Origin of the sequence: Mucilaginibacter sp. UYP27, assembly GCF_040547175.1 — a bacterium.
Lineage (GTDB): Bacteria > Bacteroidota > Bacteroidia > Sphingobacteriales > Sphingobacteriaceae > Mucilaginibacter.
This window is the reverse complement of record NZ_JBEPPE010000021.1, coordinates 1-18,217: the sequence shown is the minus strand read 5'-3', so window position 1 is coordinate 18,217 and position 18,217 is coordinate 1. Positions and strand designations below refer to the sequence as shown.

Here is an 18,217-nt window from a genome sequence, read left to right as displayed (position 1 = left end):
CCATAATCGTATTGGCTACCACACTTTTTTTACTGTTTTCCAGGTTTTCGGTTTGCGCTTTTTGGGCGTTATAAAGAACGTTCGTTAAGGTAAAGATAAGGGTTAGTTTTGCTTTTGCAAGGCCGTGGGTGCGTTGGTTTTTTCGGAGAGGTTGGTGACTGATGGTATGATTAAGCTGATCATCTGTTACCGCAAAGGTAGCCTCCGAAGTGAAAGCAGTAAAGTGACTTTCGCGGCATAAACCCACCAGCCTTTCACGCACCACCCATTTATTCCACGTTCCCTTGACAGCTCCCACTTCTCCCGCTCTTGGTTGCTTAACAGAAGATCACCTGAACTCCTATGCCCTTATTTTTTTTAGATAGCCGGGTATGCGGATAAGGAGCAAGTTTGTGTTTTTGTGTCCACAAAAACTACCACGGCCAGCCGTGGCAAACTTGCCTTTGCGCCCGGTGGTTGCAAAGATCTTTTAGCAGTTCCCCGGCGACTTCGGAGCATCGGGGCAAGATCGATTGTCATACAATCGTTTATCTTGCTAAATGCCAAAAAGCATTTTTCCGGCCTGGCCGCAAGATCCGTTTGTCAGACAAACGTACATCTTGCTAATATTACGAAGTCAATATTTTAAGCCTGAGAAGGCCGGACGTTTTCGGGCTGGATGTAAGCGTGGGTTGTGGGTGGATTTGTGCGGCTTGCATCCGGCACGTAAACGATCCAACGGGGGTTTGGGGGCATTGGAAGATTGCCCCCAATTAAACAAACGGCCTCCACGTGCGGGGGGATTATGCGCCCTGCTTCTGTTCTTTTTTTCCTTGCGAAGCCGAATGCGAGTGTGAGGCAACCCGGCCGGGGAAAGTCCCGAAAGGGCGACCGGCCGCCAGTCCCGCTTCTATCAGCGGGCGGTTGCCGAGCCGGCAGGCGAGCCAAACAAGGGGCGGCGGCTGGACTGGCCACGCGTCTACCAGTCGGGGACTGGACAGGGATAGCCGACCATGAGGAAGAACGAGAAAGGCGGAAAGCATGACGGAATGAGGTACGAATGAGGGCGTGGTTTTTGCGCTGACGAGTGATGACGAATACCGCTTTTCCTGCTTGTACTTACTGGAGTGGATTGAGCTTCTACGTGGTTATTCTTTTTCGGGATGTATTTTATAGCCTATCGGGGTACGTGGTTTTTCTTCTTTCTCCATGAATTTATTCAGGTAAGTAAAAAGCAATTCTATCTTTTGGTCTTGTTTGATCAGCTTCTTTTCTACCTGTTCAATCAATAGCTGTACATCCTTATGCAGTAGCAGTAACTCCCTAAGCTTGACAAACAACTCAATTATGCGTATGCTCATTTGTATTGCTCTTTCACTCTTTAATACATTGGCTAACATTAATACGCCATATTCTGTAAATACATAAGGTAATGAACCACCTAAGACTTGCTTTGATGGTATCGCATTTTGCGATACCATGTCCTCTACCTCTTGTTCTGTTAGTTGAAACATGAACTTCTCCGGGAACCTTACCTGGTTACGCTTAACCTGCTCCCTTAATCTGATAGCCTTAACACCATACAGTTCTGCAAGGTCTCTGTCCAGCATTACTTTCTCGTCCCGGACAAGATATATCTTACTCATTACTACTTCATCCGGTATGGTTACAACTACCTGTTTACTCATGCTACAAATATATTTTATTCCTGGTATTTTTCTATTGTAATCTTAATGGATGGTGTTTGGAAAGTGCCTCTTTCAGGTCTTCCAGGTTACTACTTTGGTAACGTTCCGTACTGCTTACATAACGATGCCCGGCCATATACTGAACCGTCCGCAGGTCTTTTTCTTTTAACCATTCCGTAATAACACTTTGCCTGATCTGCACCGCATGTTTGTATTTAGGGTTGATTTTTCTAAGGGCATGGTTTAAGTGTAAAAGACTATTTTTTAGATTTTCAATGTCATTTCTGCCTGTAAAAAGATGTTGGGATTTACTTTGAAGCTTTGGCCTTATCAGTAAGATATATTCCTGCAGGTCTAAGATTTGATGGGGTTGTAAAGGTAATATCCTGTCGTTTTGCTTACCTGTTTTTGGTACGTTTATTTTACCCTCTCTCAATTTCAAATGCTCCGGACTGATGGTTTCCAGTTCCTCTCTCGTTAATGCCTGGTAAACCAATAAGCCAATGATCACTTTATTGCGGTGGGTACGTTCATCTTTGATTTCGTAGTTTTCATACAGGTATTCCAGTTCTGCTTTTTCTAACAAGTCGTGGGGTATGCTCCTGGTTTCACCTTTCAGGCTGATCCCTGCTGCCGGGTTGTAACTGATCTGATGTTCATTTTGCAGGTAGGTAAAGTAATATCTTACCGCTAACATCATTCGGTTGATGAGGTTGATATTTTTATTGTCCTTTTTTAAGTGGTCTGCAAAGTCCAGTATTTCGGTGTAGGTAAGCTGTTCTAAGGCCAAACTCTGTTCGGCTATCCAGGCTAAAAAGCAGCTTGCATATTTACGGTGCTGGTAAACCGTTTGTGATTTAAAGCCCGTTTCCTGTAAGTATTCCTCAAACTTGCTCATGTTTTAAGTGGGTATAGATCTGTGTGCTTTCTAAACTGCTATGGCCTAAGAACCGTTGGATCTGTTCTAACTTCATTCCCGAATGCAGTAAATGACTGGCTATACTATGGCGCAGGGTATGTAGCCCTACTGCTTTTTTTAGCCTGGCTTCGGTTCTTAGTTTTTGTAAACGCTCATAGGCTGTGGCACCGCTCAATCTTTTACCGTTGATATTTAACAATAAGGCATCATCTTTTTTTGCACTCGACAGGTAAGGCCGGGCGTACTGGATATAGTTGTCCAGGTCGGTTTTATTGCTCCCTGCAAGCGGCACATAACGCTCCTTATGGCCTTTTCCTTTCCGCACATAGACCAGGTCTTTTTCGATCAGAATGTCCCGGATATTGATATTGACACCCTCATTTTTACGCAGTCCACAACCGTAATATAAAGCCAGCATGGCTTTGTCCCGCATCCCTAAAGCATCATTTTTAACCGCATCGTACAACCTGCTTATTTCTTCGCTGTTTAATATACTTTTAACATTACTGGCCTTGCCTTTGATGCGAAGTTTCACCGTAAAGCTTTCCTGGCCGCTTTCTGTTAAGTACCTGCTGAACTTTTTGATAACCTGTAAATGCTTGCGGATATAGTTCAGGCTGATCGCACCGGCTTTTGTTTTGCATGGCCGTTCATGCAGGTGGTTGAGATAGCTTTTCAAATGACTTTCCTGTATCTCGTGCGGGTGGTTACAGTTGTGTAATTCCAGGTAGTTTAAGAACTCGGCCAACATTTTAGGCATGTCCCTTTGGCTTGTCAGCTCAAAGTTTAAGATGCGCAGCCACTCGCTGAAACCTGCTTGTAAACGGATATAAAGGTCATTTTGCATAGTTATTCGTAAGAGTTATTTGTTTTTTTATAGGCACTCATGAGATCGCTGCGCTAAGTTTATTTTAAGGGGTCTGCTATTTTTTCACTTTCATGGGTTACTGCCTGTTTCTTGTTGATCTTCTGTACTTTAGGTAACCCATCGGTAGCCTGGGTTACTGCCGGGTTACGGGTTACTGTTTTTATATTTTCCAGTATCATTTTAACCATGCTTTGGGCATCATTGGTCAAGGTTTCCAAGTCATTCCAGTTCTGTATTTTGTACTCAAAGCCTTTATAGCGGTTGCCCCTAATGATCTTGATATAGCCCATCCGTTCCAGTTCATACAGGTAACGCCCTAAACTGCTCGGGCTTAGCCGGAATGCGCTGCGCACCTCTTTACTGTAAAAAGCCTCGGTGTCCTGTTCTTTCAGGTAGGTTTTTAACCCCTCAAAGAAGTTCCGGCAGGCATCATTCAGTTCGTCGCTCTTCTTTAACAGCGTGGTTTCCAATAGCGTAAAAGCGGCTTCTATGTCGGCTACCGTGCTTTCAATATACTGCTCCCCGGTATCTTCGTCCGTTTTCAGTTCCCGTTGGTACTGGTGGTAATACGTGATCGTTTCGGTGAACATTAGCAGCAGCAGCATTGTCCGCCTCGGCTTAAAAACAGCCTCCGGCAGGTTAAGGTAGGTAGCATAGGGATTTTTAACGCTGACCGGTTTTAAGATGCGCTGCACGTTTTTCAAAGCTTCCCGCACTTTTCTTTCTTCGTACTGGTCGATCAGCCCGGCGCTTAGTTTTCTTTGATAGTCCATGATCTTTTTATCCTGCTCCGGGCTGTTGTCCATGTAAAGCAATATGCAGCGGTTCGCATTGTCCTCATATAAAGCTTCCCTGGTGGTGCAGCCTGATATACAAACCGGGCCCTCGACATTTAAGGTTACGGTTTTCAGGTTGCCTTTGCTGTCTTTCAGCGTTACCGTTTTGGATATTTTACGCTTGCTTTGCAGTTCGCGCAGCGGGTACAATACCGCTTCTGCACCGTCCATATCTTCAATGAGCAGTAATTTATGTTTCAGTTCTTCCTTGCCGAAGTAGTAAAAAGCGTTCATCGAAAGGGTGGTGATTTCCAGTTTGTCTTCTTCAGGCATCAGTTCGCTTACTTTTTCCTGTAGCCAGGTCTTGCCCGTGCCGCTGGCACCCAGGCACATCAGGTGCAGCGGCGTATGCCGTTTCCGGCTGGTATAGGTCAAGTAGGCGATTAGGCTGTTGGTTTCTTCGCCGATCAAACCGCTTTGGGCAATAGCCTCTTTTGTCCGGGTCAACAAGTTTTCTGATTTAAGATACTGGATAGCCGCTTTGCGTTCCGCTTCGGTTAGCTGTTTCTTTTCAGCTTGTTTGGGCTTCATCGCTTCCAGGCGTTCCGCCCGGTAGTTTTCTAAGGCAGTCGTTAGCTGGCTGATAGCTGTGCTAATTTCTGTTGTGCTTACGTCCAGGGCTTCGGCTGATTTCTCGATCAGTTGCTCTGCCTGGATGCTATTGTACAGGTCGAGGTTATGGCGGAATGCGTTGTTTTTATTGTCTGTTCTAATCAGCTTTAACGTTACTTTCATCCGGTCTAAGCCGGTTAACTTAATGCCTCCTAAGATGGTTATGTGCAGTTTGCCGTCCAGGTAGATCAATAGTTCCGCGTTTTCAGTTATTAGTTTCGCCATGTTGAAAAAAAGTTTTTACGACTTATTTATCACAAAACTAAAAGATATATCAGAATTAAACAAGACTTATCTTACTTTGATATGCTATTTATATCACTTATTTTTGTTTAACTGTTAAATTTGATAGCAGTTTAACTACTTTTCAGTATGACTTTAGGGCAGCAGATAACGGCATTACGTAAGAAAAAAGGGATTTCCCAAGCTGATTTGGGCAAGCGTGTGGAAACATCCGGCGATATTATCGGAAGGTATGAACGAGACGAAGTTAAACCTTCTATCGAGGTGGTTATACGTATGGCCGATGCCCTGGAAGTTTCTTTGGATTTTCTTGTTGGTAAGACTGACCTTGAACTGGACAGCTTAACACTCAACCGCATTCGTGAAGTTACCGCTCTGCCTGATGAAGATAAAAAACAGGTCTTTATGGTAGTCGATGCCCTAATCCGTGATTTTAAAGCTAAAAAAGCTTACGCGCATTAACATCCCCATGACTAAAGAACAACAATTCTGGGATTGGTTTAAAGAGAATGAAGCCAAGTATTTTTTTCTTAATCAGATAAATGATGGCAATGAGAAAGAACGATTATTAGATGATTTTCTTTCTCATTTACACGAATACTGCGATCAGTTATTTTTCGAAGTAGGTGGTCATCCAAATGAAAAGCAGGATTTGATTATTACAGCTGAGGGCGATACAGATTTTTTTGATGAGGTTGAAACTCTTGTAAAAAAAGCCCCTCAATTAGAGTATTGGAATATACTAGCTTTTAAACCAGTTAGAGAAGATTATATTACTGAATATAATAACATTAAACTGGATCCTAAAACGATGTATTTTATCCCTCTTAATAACAATGATCTTAAACGAATTGGCTTAAGAATATATATTGACAATTACACCTCAAGTAATAAAGAAGATTTTTTAACTGCCACATATTTAGTTCTTGATAATCTTGTTGGAGAAAAGTCAAATGCATTGGATATTGGCTATATGGAGATAGAAAGCCTATCTTCGATTTCTAATAGAGAAGAACTGATTGAGCTTACCAAACTTCCTCAATACATTAAATGGAAAAAGTCGAAGCCTTAACATTTAAGTTTTAGAAAGACTGCTTATTTGCTCTGATGTATGCGAATAATGTTTTTTATTAAAAAAACCGGCATAGTTTAAGCCTATACAAGGACTTATATCACCATCTGTTACATCCGTACCTACAAACCTAAAGTCTTTTAAAGAAGGCATTTTTTCGATGAATTTTATTGATGGTATATTTCCGCAATTGTTATAAGCAAGTACATTAACATTTTTCAATCCCCTTGCATAGTCATAGTTTTGTATAGACTTGCAATGATTTAATAATAAGGTTGTTAATGTTTCTTTACATCCTTCTAAACAACATAACTCATGCAGCTTACTGCAATAATTAAGTTCGATTTTTTCTAATTGCGCAAATCGTTCTAATCCCTTTAATGAGTTAATAGGAGATTGTGTTATCGTTAATGACTTAAGCCAATTAATATTAGACAATAGGCTCACATCTTTACTTAATGGCTTATATTTATAAAAAGACAAAGTTTCTAGCCTACTGCATTGATCTATATTTAAAAGAAAAGGACTCCAATCAATTATTAGCTTTTTAAGATTTGGAAAAGCCTCAAAGTCAATCTTAAGTTTTTCTCCTGATATATATAAAGACTCCAAATCCTTTAGCGCATAAATACCGTCTACGTTAGAGATACCAGATATCGAAATATGTTTAATGAGGGGATAATCTTTAAGAAAATCCACCTCATTACGATTATACCCGTGAACAGGGGATATTGCGACTCCATGCAGTTTCTTTTTATAAAAAAGCTGCATCCCTTCATTTATTCGATTTGATTCTATTATGATATCCTTTGCCTCTCCCTTAAGATTATCATATACCTTAAGTCCATCAATAACAATTAAAGCCATACATTTTATTGACCACCATCCTGGGTTTTATATTTTTTACCTGGCGATGCCCTCTGATTATAATTCTTATCGGTGTTTCCATGCCCGCCATTATTTTCTATACGAGTATCTTCATCTTTAAAGGCTTGTCGATCATTATCCGCCGATGAATGGTCTGTAGCAACATGAGGATCATCATTTTCTTTTGCAACCCTTTCACCTGATTGCTGGGATCGCTTTTTACCGCCTTTTCCACTATAGGTTTTACCGCTCTCATGAGTGTTAGTGTAGGAACCTGTTTCTTTTAACCTGCCTTTTTGAGATGCAAGACTATACGCGCCATGTGCGCCCGTTATAGCACCGTGAACCGCTACCAAACCACCTACAGCTGCTACAGGTAAAGATACTTCAGCAGTTAAACCGCCTGAACCTGCTGTAACTGTCAACGCAGCCGAAGCTGTAGCACTTCCTCCATTTACTTCTGCACCACCTTGAATAACACTTGCTATATCACCAGCATCCTGCCCTCTATTAAACGACTTTGCATCGCTTACTAAATGACCTGCAAGTTGTCGTACTGGAAGTAATCCCCCTGTATTATTATCAACTACCGCGGCCGCATAGCCAATAAATAAATCGCAAGTTTTACAGTCCGGCCACATACCATCCGGGTCAGTAAAGCGCATCGGATCGCTAAACGCATAACTATAAGGACTCCAACGCCTGCCTTGTTCCGCCAACGGATCCACACTCGTCCATCTCGCTATCATCGGGTCATAGAACCTCGCACCATAATCGTATTGGCTACCACACTTTTTTTACTGTTTTCCAGGTTTTCGGTTTGCGCTTTTTGGGCGTTATAAAGAACGTTCGTTAAGGTAAAGATAAGGGTTAGTTTTGCTTTTGCAAGGCCGTGGGTGCGTTGGTTTTTTCGGAGAGGTTGGTGACTGATGGTATGATTAAGCTGATCATCTGTTACCGCAAAGGTAGCCTCCGAAGTGAAAGCAGTAAAGTGACTTTCGCGGCATAAACCCACCAGCCTTTCACGCACCACCCATTTATTCCACGTTCCCTTGACAGCTCCCACTTCTCCCGCTCTTGGTTGCTTAACAGAAGATCACCTGAACTCCTATGCCCTTATTTTTTTTAGATAGCCGGGTATGCGGATAAGGAGCAAGTTTGTGTTTTTGTGTCCACAAAAACTACCACGGCCAGCCGTGGCAAACTTGCCTTTGCGCCCGGTGGTTGCAAAGATCTTTTAGCAGTTCCCCGGCGACTTCGGAGCATCGGGGCAAGATCGATTGTCATACAATCGTTTATCTTGCTAAATGCCAAAAAGCATTTTTCCGGCCTGGCCGCAAGATCCGTTTGTCAGACAAACGTACATCTTGCTAATATTACGAAGTCAATATTTTAAGCCTGAGAAGGCCGGACGTGTACGGGCTGGAGGTAAGCGTGGGTTGTGGGTGGATTTGTGCGGCTTGCATCCGGCACGTAAACGATCCAACGGTGGTTTGGGGGCATTGGAAGATTGCCCCCAAATAAACAAACGGCCTCCACGTGCGGGGGGATTATGCGCCCTGCTTCTGTTCTTTTTTTCCTTGCGAAGCCGAATGCGAGTGTGAGGCAACCCGGCCGGGGAAAGTCCCGAAAGGGCGACCGGCCGCCAGTCCCGCTTCTATCAGCGGGCGGTTGCCGAGCCGGCAGGCGAGCCAAACAAGGGGCGGCGGCTGGACTGGCCACGCGTCTACCAGTCGGGGACTGGACAGGGATAGCCGACCATGAGGAAGAACGAGAAAGGCGGAAAGCATGACGGAATGAGGTACGAATGAGGGCGTGGTTTTTGCGCTGACGAGTGATGACGAATACCGCTTTTCCTGCTTGTACTTACTGGAGTGGATTGAGCTTCTACGTGGTTATTCTTTTTCGGGATGTATTTTATAGCCTATCGGGGTACGTGGTTTTTCTTCTTTCTCCATGAATTTATTCAGGTAAGTAAAAAGCAATTCTATCTTTTGGTCTTGTTTGATCAGCTTCTTTTCTACCTGTTCAATCAATAGCTGTACATCCTTATGCAGTAGCAGTAACTCCCTAAGCTTGACAAACAACTCAATTATGCGTATGCTCATTTGTATTGCTCTTTCACTCTTTAATACATTGGCTAACATTAATACGCCATATTCTGTAAATACATAAGGTAATGAACCACCTAAGACTTGCTTTGATGGTATCGCATTTTGCGATACCATGTCCTCTACCTCTTGTTCTGTTAGTTGAAACATGAACTTCTCCGGGAACCTTACCTGGTTACGCTTAACCTGCTCCCTTAATCTGATAGCCTTAACACCATACAGTTCTGCAAGGTCTCTGTCCAGCATTACTTTCTCGTCCCGGACAAGATATATCTTACTCATTACTACTTCATCCGGTATGGTTACAACTACCTGTTTACTCATGCTACAAATATATTTTATTCCTGGTATTTTTCTATTGTAATCTTAATGGATGGTGTTTGGAAAGTGCCTCTTTCAGGTCTTCCAGGTTACTACTTTGGTAACGTTCCGTACTGCTTACATAACGATGCCCGGCCATATACTGAACCGTCCGCAGGTCTTTTTCTTTTAACCATTCCGTAATAACACTTTGCCTGATCTGCACCGCATGTTTGTATTTAGGGTTGATTTTTCTAAGGGCATGGTTTAAGTGTAAAAGACTATTTTTTAGATTTTCAATGTCATTTCTGCCTGTAAAAAGATGTTGGGATTTACTTTGAAGCTTTGGCCTTATCAGTAAGATATATTCCTGCAGGTCTAAGATTTGATGGGGTTGTAAAGGTAATATCCTGTCGTTTTGCTTACCTGTTTTTGGTACGTTTATTTTACCCTCTCTCAATTTCAAATGCTCCGGACTGATGGTTTCCAGTTCCTCTCTCGTTAATGCCTGGTAAACCAATAAGCCAATGATCACTTTATTGCGGTGGGTACGTTCATCTTTGATTTCGTAGTTTTCATACAGGTATTCCAGTTCTGCTTTTTCTAACAAGTCGTGGGGTATGCTCCTGGTTTCACCTTTCAGGCTGATCCCTGCTGCCGGGTTGTAACTGATCTGATGTTCATTTTGCAGGTAGGTAAAGTAATATCTTACCGCTAACATCATTCGGTTGATGAGGTTGATATTTTTATTGTCCTTTTTTAAGTGGTCTGCAAAGTCCAGTATTTCGGTGTAGGTAAGCTGTTCTAAGGCCAAACTCTGTTCGGCTATCCAGGCTAAAAAGCAGCTTGCATATTTACGGTGCTGGTAAACCGTTTGTGATTTAAAGCCCGTTTCCTGTAAGTATTCCTCAAACTTGCTCATGTTTTAAGTGGGTATAGATCTGTGTGCTTTCTAAACTGCTATGGCCTAAGAACCGTTGGATCTGTTCTAACTTCATTCCCGAATGCAGTAAATGACTGGCTATACTATGGCGCAGGGTATGTAGCCCTACTGCTTTTTTTAGCCTGGCTTCGGTTCTTAGTTTTTGTAAACGCTCATAGGCTGTGGCACCGCTCAATCTTTTACCGTTGATATTTAACAATAAGGCATCATCTTTTTTTGCACTCGACAGGTAAGGCCGGGCGTACTGGATATAGTTGTCCAGGTCGGTTTTATTGCTCCCTGCAAGCGGCACATAACGCTCCTTATGGCCTTTTCCTTTCCGCACATAGACCAGGTCTTTTTCGATCAGAATGTCCCGGATATTGATATTGACACCCTCATTTTTACGCAGTCCACAACCGTAATATAAAGCCAGCATGGCTTTGTCCCGCATCCCTAAAGCATCATTTTTAACCGCATCGTACAACCTGCTTATTTCTTCGCTGTTTAATATACTTTTAACATTACTGGCCTTGCCTTTGATGCGAAGTTTCACCGTAAAGCTTTCCTGGCCGCTTTCTGTTAAGTACCTGCTGAACTTTTTGATAACCTGTAAATGCTTGCGGATATAGTTCAGGCTGATCGCACCGGCTTTTGTTTTGCATGGCCGTTCATGCAGGTGGTTGAGATAGCTTTTCAAATGACTTTCCTGTATCTCGTGCGGGTGGTTACAGTTGTGTAATTCCAGGTAGTTTAAGAACTCGGCCAACATTTTAGGCATGTCCCTTTGGCTTGTCAGCTCAAAGTTTAAGATGCGCAGCCACTCGCTGAAACCTGCTTGTAAACGGATATAAAGGTCATTTTGCATAGTTATTCGTAAGAGTTATTTGTTTTTTTATAGGCACTCATGAGATCGCTGCGCTAAGTTTATTTTAAGGGGTCTGCTATTTTTTCACTTTCATGGGTTACTGCCTGTTTCTTGTTGATCTTCTGTACTTTAGGTAACCCATCGGTAGCCTGGGTTACTGCCGGGTTACGGGTTACTGTTTTTATATTTTCCAGTATCATTTTAACCATGCTTTGGGCATCATTGGTCAAGGTTTCCAAGTCATTCCAGTTCTGTATTTTGTACTCAAAGCCTTTATAGCGGTTGCCCCTAATGATCTTGATATAGCCCATCCGTTCCAGTTCATACAGGTAACGCCCTAAACTGCTCGGGCTTAGCCGGAATGCGCTGCGCACCTCTTTACTGTAAAAAGCCTCGGTGTCCTGTTCTTTCAGGTAGGTTTTTAACCCCTCAAAGAAGTTCCGGCAGGCATCATTCAGTTCGTCGCTCTTCTTTAACAGCGTGGTTTCCAATAGCGTAAAAGCGGCTTCTATGTCGGCTACCGTGCTTTCAATATACTGCTCCCCGGTATCTTCGTCCGTTTTCAGTTCCCGTTGGTACTGGTGGTAATACGTGATCGTTTCGGTGAACATTAGCAGCAGCAGCATTGTCCGCCTCGGCTTAAAAACAGCCTCCGGCAGGTTAAGGTAGGTAGCATAGGGATTTTTAACGCTGACCGGTTTTAAGATGCGCTGCACGTTTTTCAAAGCTTCCCGCACTTTTCTTTCTTCGTACTGGTCGATCAGCCCGGCGCTTAGTTTTCTTTGATAGTCCATGATCTTTTTATCCTGCTCCGGGCTGTTGTCCATGTAAAGCAATATGCAGCGGTTCGCATTGTCCTCATATAAAGCTTCCCTGGTGGTGCAGCCTGATATACAAACCGGGCCCTCGACATTTAAGGTTACGGTTTTCAGGTTGCCTTTGCTGTCTTTCAGCGTTACCGTTTTGGATATTTTACGCTTGCTTTGCAGTTCGCGCAGCGGGTACAATACCGCTTCTGCACCGTCCATATCTTCAATGAGCAGTAATTTATGTTTCAGTTCTTCCTTGCCGAAGTAGTAAAAAGCGTTCATCGAAAGGGTGGTGATTTCCAGTTTGTCTTCTTCAGGCATCAGTTCGCTTACTTTTTCCTGTAGCCAGGTCTTGCCCGTGCCGCTGGCACCCAGGCACATCAGGTGCAGCGGCGTATGCCGTTTCCGGCTGGTATAGGTCAAGTAGGCGATTAGGCTGTTGGTTTCTTCGCCGATCAAACCGCTTTGGGCAATAGCCTCTTTTGTCCGGGTCAACAAGTTTTCTGATTTAAGATACTGGATAGCCGCTTTGCGTTCCGCTTCGGTTAGCTGTTTCTTTTCAGCTTGTTTGGGCTTCATCGCTTCCAGGCGTTCCGCCCGGTAGTTTTCTAAGGCAGTCGTTAGCTGGCTGATAGCTGTGCTAATTTCTGTTGTGCTTACGTCCAGGGCTTCGGCTGATTTCTCGATCAGTTGCTCTGCCTGGATGCTATTGTACAGGTCGAGGTTATGGCGGAATGCGTTGTTTTTATTGTCTGTTCTAATCAGCTTTAACGTTACTTTCATCCGGTCTAAGCCGGTTAACTTAATGCCTCCTAAGATGGTTATGTGCAGTTTGCCGTCCAGGTAGATCAATAGTTCCGCGTTTTCAGTTATTAGTTTCGCCATGTTGAAAAAAAGTTTTTACGACTTATTTATCACAAAACTAAAAGATATATCAGAATTAAACAAGACTTATCTTACTTTGATATGCTATTTATATCACTTATTTTTGTTTAACTGTTAAATTTGATAGCAGTTTAACTACTTTTCAGTATGACTTTAGGGCAGCAGATAACGGCATTACGTAAGAAAAAAGGGATTTCCCAAGCTGATTTGGGCAAGCGTGTGGAAACATCCGGCGATATTATCGGAAGGTATGAACGAGACGAAGTTAAACCTTCTATCGAGGTGGTTATACGTATGGCCGATGCCCTGGAAGTTTCTTTGGATTTTCTTGTTGGTAAGACTGACCTTGAACTGGACAGCTTAACACTCAACCGCATTCGTGAAGTTACCGCTCTGCCTGATGAAGATAAAAAACAGGTCTTTATGGTAGTCGATGCCCTAATCCGTGATTTTAAAGCTAAAAAAGCTTACGCGCATTAACATCCCCATGACTAAAGAACAACAATTCTGGGATTGGTTTAAAGAGAATGAAGCCAAGTATTTTTTTCTTAATCAGATAAATGATGGCAATGAGAAAGAACGATTATTAGATGATTTTCTTTCTCATTTACACGAATACTGCGATCAGTTATTTTTCGAAGTAGGTGGTCATCCAAATGAAAAGCAGGATTTGATTATTACAGCTGAGGGCGATACAGATTTTTTTGATGAGGTTGAAACTCTTGTAAAAAAAGCCCCTCAATTAGAGTATTGGAATATACTAGCTTTTAAACCAGTTAGAGAAGATTATATTACTGAATATAATAACATTAAACTGGATCCTAAAACGATGTATTTTATCCCTCTTAATAACAATGATCTTAAACGAATTGGCTTAAGAATATATATTGACAATTACACCTCAAGTAATAAAGAAGATTTTTTAACTGCCACATATTTAGTTCTTGATAATCTTGTTGGAGAAAAGTCAAATGCATTGGATATTGGCTATATGGAGATAGAAAGCCTATCTTCGATTTCTAATAGAGAAGAACTGATTGAGCTTACCAAACTTCCTCAATACATTAAATGGAAAAAGTCGAAGCCTTAACATTTAAGTTTTAGAAAGACTGCTTATTTGCTCTGATGTATGCGAATAATGTTTTTTATTAAAAAAACCGGCATAGTTTAAGCCTATACAAGGACTTATATCACCATCTGTTACATCCGTACCTACAAACCTAAAGTCTTTTAAAGAAGGCATTTTTTCGATGAATTTTATTGATGGTATATTTCCGCAATTGTTATAAGCAAGTACATTAACATTTTTCAATCCCCTTGCATAGTCATAGTTTTGTATAGACTTGCAATGATTTAATAATAAGGTTGTTAATGTTTCTTTACATCCTTCTAAACAACATAACTCATGCAGCTTACTGCAATAATTAAGTTCGATTTTTTCTAATTGCGCAAATCGTTCTAATCCCTTTAATGAGTTAATAGGAGATTGTGTTATCGTTAATGACTTAAGCCAATTAATATTAGACAATAGGCTCACATCTTTACTTAATGGCTTATATTTATAAAAAGACAAAGTTTCTAGCCTACTGCATTGATCTATATTTAAAAGAAAAGGACTCCAATCAATTATTAGCTTTTTAAGATTTGGAAAAGCCTCAAAGTCAATCTTAAGTTTTTCTCCTGATATATATAAAGACTCCAAATCCTTTAGCGCATAAATACCGTCTACGTTAGAGATACCAGATATCGAAATATGTTTAATGAGGGGATAATCTTTAAGAAAATCCACCTCATTACGATTATACCCGTGAACAGGGGATATTGCGACTCCATGCAGTTTCTTTTTATAAAAAAGCTGCATCCCTTCATTTATTCGATTTGATTCTATTATGATATCCTTTGCCTCTCCCTTAAGATTATCATATACCTTAAGTCCATCAATAACAATTAAAGCCATACATTTTATTGACCACCATCCTGGGTTTTATATTTTTTACCTGGCGATGCCCTCTGATTATAATTCTTATCGGTGTTTCCATGCCCGCCATTATTTTCTATACGAGTATCTTCATCTTTAAAGGCTTGTCGATCATTATCCGCCGATGAATGGTCTGTAGCAACATGAGGATCATCATTTTCTTTTGCAACCCTTTCACCTGATTGCTGGGATCGCTTTTTACCGCCTTTTCCACTATAGGTTTTACCGCTCTCATGAGTGTTAGTGTAGGAACCTGTTTCTTTTAACCTGCCTTTTTGAGATGCAAGACTATACGCGCCATGTGCGCCCGTTATAGCACCGTGAACCGCTACCAAACCACCTACAGCTGCTACAGGTAAAGATACTTCAGCAGTTAAACCGCCTGAACCTGCTGTAACTGTCAACGCAGCCGAAGCTGTAGCACTTCCTCCATTTACTTCTGCACCACCTTGAATAACACTTGCTATATCACCAGCATCCTGCCCTCTATTAAACGACTTTGCATCGCTTACTAAATGACCTGCAAGTTGTCGTACTGGAAGTAATCCCCCTGTATTATTATCAACTACCGCGGCCGCATAGCCAATAAATAAATCGCAAGTTTTACAGTCCGGCCACATACCATCCGGGTCAGTAAAGCGCATCGGATCGCTAAACGCATAACTATAAGGACTCCAACGCCTGCCTTGTTCCGCCAACGGATCCACACTCGTCCATCTCGCTATCATCGGGTCATAGAACCTCGCACCATAATCGTACTGACCTGTTTCGTCCTGCAATTCCTTCCCGTTATAAAGATACTGATTTTTCGGACTTGAAACGCGTTCACGGGTCTTGATCGACATCCCGAAAGCGTAATAATCGTTTTGCTGTAGTACTTTCGCCGTTTGCTGCGTCGCGTCAGCAGGATCCCAGGTCAGCGTACTTCGCGTATTGCCCAAATGGTCTTTCAAATCATACTCATACATATACACACTTCCGCTCTTTCTCGCCCTGCCCTCTTCCGTAGCTACAAAGTCGATCACCCCGTTCAGGTACTGAATGCCCTCTATATATTCCGTGGTATTGCTGCCCGATACCTTTTTTAGCTTGCCCCCCGAGGCATCATAGGTATAAGTGATCGTGCCCGACGGGATGGTCATAGATTGAGGCAGATTAAGCATGTTATATCCTATCGCGCTGATCTGCTTGTTCAGGTCCTTCAGCATATTGCCATTCCCATCATAGGTATATTCAACAGGGATTTTGACCGCGTCCTGGAAACCCGAGGCTGCGTAGACCGGTGCCCCATCATCTATTCGGGTAACCTGGTTGCCTGTATAAGTATAAGCCAGTGAATCGATCTGTACCCTCACGTTGGTGTTCACCTTTTCGTACCGCCCCAGACGACTGATATTGCCCATCTGGTCGTAAACCAGGTGTTCGTTATAATAACCTTCTTTCGGAGTGCTTGTCGTGGATACCGCGTCGGTCAACCGGTTCAACCGGTCATAGCCATAATCATAAGATTGTCTTGAAGGGGTAACCACATCCATCTGGCCCTGGCGCCAGGTGATCGTTGAGATATTGCCGTTATACTGGGGACGGCTGGTAGTTGTTTGCTGATATTGCAGGCTCATCCCGAAACGGTCACTATCATCGCCGTTCGTGTAGTTTGCATCATTACTTAACGATCCGTTATTGATATTGGTCAGCCAGCCCCGCTCATTGTACCGGTAATCGATCGTCTGCAGGTAATTGGTGGACGGACTCAGCGCATGCAGCTGCTTTTTGACCACCTGGCCTATCTCATTATATACCATCGCGTTCAGGTCCACTTTTGCCTGGGTGGTATTACTGGCGTCACGCAGTTGCTGTGAGTGCTTTAGCTTCCGCCCTTTGTGGTCATATTTATAGGTATCATACACCGTAAGCATCAGTACGATGCTGTTCCCTGCCGCATTTTTTACATAATGCCGCCGGGTAACGGATTCCGGTTGATTATTGAAGTTGTACGTAGTCGTGTAACTATCGTAATTATTTACGTTCAAAGCCGCTGTTCCGCCAAGATAATGCTGCGCATAACTAAGCCCGACTCTTCCTTCTTCATCATAATAATTCACCGTCCAAAGCATATCCGAACTGCCTAATACATTCGTTTTGCTGGCCGTCAGCAACCCAGCAGTACGGCTGGAGTAGGACGTGCTTACATAACGCGTAGGCACCCCCCCTGGGATCTCCGTATAATTGTCATAATAGTTGATCTGCAAAGCGGTCATATCCGTAGCAGGCCAGCTTACACTTGTATAACCCGAGCCTGTTGTTACCCGTGTTTCCCAAAGGGTCGTCACGATATCAACCTTGGTGCTTTGAACCGCTGCACGGTTAAGGGTACCCGGGGTGCTGCCGGTATGCTGCCAAATACCAGAAAGAATTATCCTGCCCAAACCATCATACTTCATAACCGTCCATTCCTGCGGAGATTTCATCCGCTGAACCGAATCCTGCATACCCACTACCTGGTCCAGCGTATTATAGAGTGTATACTCCCAGCCTTTGCCCGGAAGCTTCTTCTCTGTCATCCTGCCCCGGCCATCGTACCTGTACTGGTAACAAAAGTTATCTCTTGTCGCTTGGCTGATTGCCGCATTATTATCCGGAGATGCTCCCGGAGGCAGCACAAAACACAGGTAGCCCAGGTCATCGTAAACATAATAGGTACTGAGTACCTCAAAAGTCGTTGCTGTTAGTTTATTATACGTCCTTTTCAGCAACACATGTCCTTCTTTGTCCTTATATTCTTCCGTTGTCCCCAAGCAGCCGTCCGCCGGTTGCCAGTTTTCGTCCCTTGATATGCTCAGATACAATTGCCCGGGAGCATAGGTGGCGGTGTTACTTGCCCTGGCCAGCTTACGGCTGCCATTGGTCTGGATCTCCGCTGTATATAAAGCCACCGTATGGCTCCCCAGATTAGTGGATGAGATCGTCGCAGAGGCCAGGCCGGCTTGGTCATTGGTCGAGTAGGCCACACGTGCCGTATGGTTGTTGCTGTTTGCATCGCCGTCCCCTGTGAACTGCCAGGCGGAACCTGCTGCCCCCTGCTCGACTAACCTGTTCAGCGGTGAAGGCTCAAAGCCTGTTTTTGCATAAGGATAGGCCGTCCGCACCACCCCGTTTGTTTGCTGCGGATTTGTGTTTCCTGCTGATGGATTATAATAATAAAACACACCGGCACCCGGCGTCAGCGCATCTATGCGATAGGCGCCATTGTTGGTCGTATT

18 protein-coding genes and 1 pseudogene are annotated in these 18,217 nt (G+C 43.1%); 4 read left to right on the top strand and 15 right to left on the bottom strand.

Going from position 1 to position 18,217, the window contains the following annotated elements; all coding sequences use genetic code 11:
* The 5 genes from ABIB39_RS23165 to ABIB39_RS23145 all read right to left on the bottom strand — a co-directional run.
* A partial coding sequence (locus ABIB39_RS23165; protein ID WP_354432567.1) for a hypothetical protein occupies positions 1 to 298 on the bottom strand: 298 nt, incomplete at its 3' end.
* Positions 299 to 1,127: 829 nt separating this feature from the next.
* The gene (locus tag ABIB39_RS23160; protein WP_354432565.1) at positions 1,128 to 1,667 is read right to left on the bottom strand and encodes an ORF6N domain-containing protein; all 540 of its coding nucleotides are present in this window, start codon (positions 1,665 to 1,667) and stop codon (positions 1,128 to 1,130) included.
* A gap of 31 nt (positions 1,668 to 1,698) precedes the next feature.
* Positions 1,699 to 2,565, bottom strand: coding sequence for a tyrosine-type recombinase/integrase (locus ABIB39_RS23155; protein WP_354432564.1), 867 nt, complete (start codon positions 2,563 to 2,565; stop codon positions 1,699 to 1,701).
* Complete coding sequence (locus ABIB39_RS23150) at positions 2,552 to 3,433, bottom strand: tyrosine-type recombinase/integrase (RefSeq protein WP_354432563.1); 882 nt, start codon at positions 3,431 to 3,433, stop codon at positions 2,552 to 2,554. The genes ABIB39_RS23155 and ABIB39_RS23150 overlap by 14 nt, the downstream gene beginning before the upstream one ends.
* 59 nt (positions 3,434 to 3,492) lie before the next feature.
* Complete coding sequence (locus tag ABIB39_RS23145) at positions 3,493 to 5,127, bottom strand: MTBMA_p00010-related P-loop-containing protein (RefSeq protein ID WP_354432562.1); 1,635 nt, start codon at positions 5,125 to 5,127, stop codon at positions 3,493 to 3,495.
* 147 nt (positions 5,128 to 5,274) lie between these two features.
* Between ABIB39_RS23145 and ABIB39_RS23140 the strand changes: the two genes are divergently transcribed.
* On the top strand, positions 5,275 to 5,607 hold the full coding sequence (locus ABIB39_RS23140) for a helix-turn-helix domain-containing protein (protein WP_354432561.1): 333 nt from the start codon (positions 5,275 to 5,277) through the stop codon (positions 5,605 to 5,607).
* Between the two features lie 7 nt (positions 5,608 to 5,614).
* Positions 5,615 to 6,217, top strand: coding sequence for a hypothetical protein (locus tag ABIB39_RS23135; protein ID WP_354432560.1), 603 nt, complete (start codon positions 5,615 to 5,617; stop codon positions 6,215 to 6,217).
* 3 nt (positions 6,218 to 6,220) lie between these two features.
* Here ABIB39_RS23135 and ABIB39_RS23130 read toward each other — a convergent pair whose 3' ends face one another.
* The 8 genes and pseudogenes from ABIB39_RS23130 to ABIB39_RS23095 all read right to left on the bottom strand — a co-directional run bounded on the left by ABIB39_RS23130 (position 6,221) and on the right by ABIB39_RS23095 (position 12,979).
* Positions 6,221 to 7,084, bottom strand: coding sequence for a leucine-rich repeat domain-containing protein (locus tag ABIB39_RS23130; RefSeq protein ID WP_354432559.1), 864 nt, complete (start codon positions 7,082 to 7,084; stop codon positions 6,221 to 6,223).
* Positions 7,085 to 7,089: 5 nt separating this feature from the next.
* Positions 7,090 to 7,749 (bottom strand): hypothetical protein, encoded by a 660-nt coding sequence (locus ABIB39_RS23125; protein WP_354432568.1) that lies wholly within the window; start codon positions 7,747 to 7,749, stop codon positions 7,090 to 7,092.
* A 33-nt stretch (positions 7,750 to 7,782) separates the two neighbouring features.
* Positions 7,783 to 7,833, bottom strand: a pseudogene (locus tag ABIB39_RS23120) (hypothetical protein); the annotation flags it as partial.
* A complete protein-coding gene (locus tag ABIB39_RS23115; RefSeq protein ID WP_354432566.1) occupies positions 7,830 to 8,150 on the bottom strand; it encodes a hypothetical protein in 321 nt (106 codons plus the stop codon). The pseudogene ABIB39_RS23120 and the gene ABIB39_RS23115, both read right to left, overlap by 4 nt.
* A gap of 829 nt (positions 8,151 to 8,979) precedes the next feature.
* Entirely contained in the window at positions 8,980 to 9,519 is a 540-nt protein-coding gene (locus ABIB39_RS23110) for an ORF6N domain-containing protein (protein ID WP_354432565.1), read from the bottom strand.
* Positions 9,520 to 9,550: 31 nt separating this feature from the next.
* Positions 9,551 to 10,417 carry a tyrosine-type recombinase/integrase gene (locus ABIB39_RS23105; protein ID WP_354432564.1) on the bottom strand — a complete coding sequence of 289 codons (867 nt, stop codon included), beginning with the start codon at positions 10,415 to 10,417 and terminating at the stop codon, positions 9,551 to 9,553.
* On the bottom strand, positions 10,404 to 11,285 hold the full coding sequence (locus ABIB39_RS23100) for a tyrosine-type recombinase/integrase (RefSeq protein ID WP_354432563.1): 882 nt from the start codon (positions 11,283 to 11,285) through the stop codon (positions 10,404 to 10,406). Before ABIB39_RS23100 ends, ABIB39_RS23105 begins: the two co-directional genes overlap by 14 nt.
* Positions 11,286 to 11,344: 59 nt before the next feature.
* A complete protein-coding gene (locus ABIB39_RS23095) occupies positions 11,345 to 12,979 on the bottom strand; it encodes an MTBMA_p00010-related P-loop-containing protein (protein WP_354432562.1) in 1,635 nt (544 codons plus the stop codon).
* A 147-nt stretch (positions 12,980 to 13,126) separates the two neighbouring features.
* Here ABIB39_RS23095 and ABIB39_RS23090 point away from each other — a divergent pair, with 147 nt between their 5' ends.
* Both ABIB39_RS23090 and ABIB39_RS23085 read left to right on the top strand, forming a co-directional pair.
* Positions 13,127 to 13,459, top strand: a complete 333-nt coding sequence (locus ABIB39_RS23090) for a helix-turn-helix domain-containing protein (protein WP_354432561.1) — start codon at positions 13,127 to 13,129, stop codon at positions 13,457 to 13,459.
* 7 nt (positions 13,460 to 13,466) lie between these two features.
* Complete coding sequence (locus tag ABIB39_RS23085) at positions 13,467 to 14,069, top strand: hypothetical protein (protein ID WP_354432560.1); 603 nt, start codon at positions 13,467 to 13,469, stop codon at positions 14,067 to 14,069.
* Positions 14,070 to 14,072: 3 nt separating this feature from the next.
* Here ABIB39_RS23085 and ABIB39_RS23080 read toward each other — a convergent pair whose 3' ends face one another.
* Together ABIB39_RS23080 and ABIB39_RS23075 are read right to left on the bottom strand one after the other, a co-directional pair.
* Entirely contained in the window at positions 14,073 to 14,936 is an 864-nt protein-coding gene (locus ABIB39_RS23080) for a leucine-rich repeat domain-containing protein (RefSeq protein ID WP_354432559.1), read from the bottom strand.
* A gap of 5 nt (positions 14,937 to 14,941) precedes the next feature.
* Positions 14,942 to 18,217 (bottom strand): RHS repeat domain-containing protein (locus ABIB39_RS23075; RefSeq protein WP_354432558.1); only part of this gene is annotated, 3,276 nt, incomplete at its 5' end.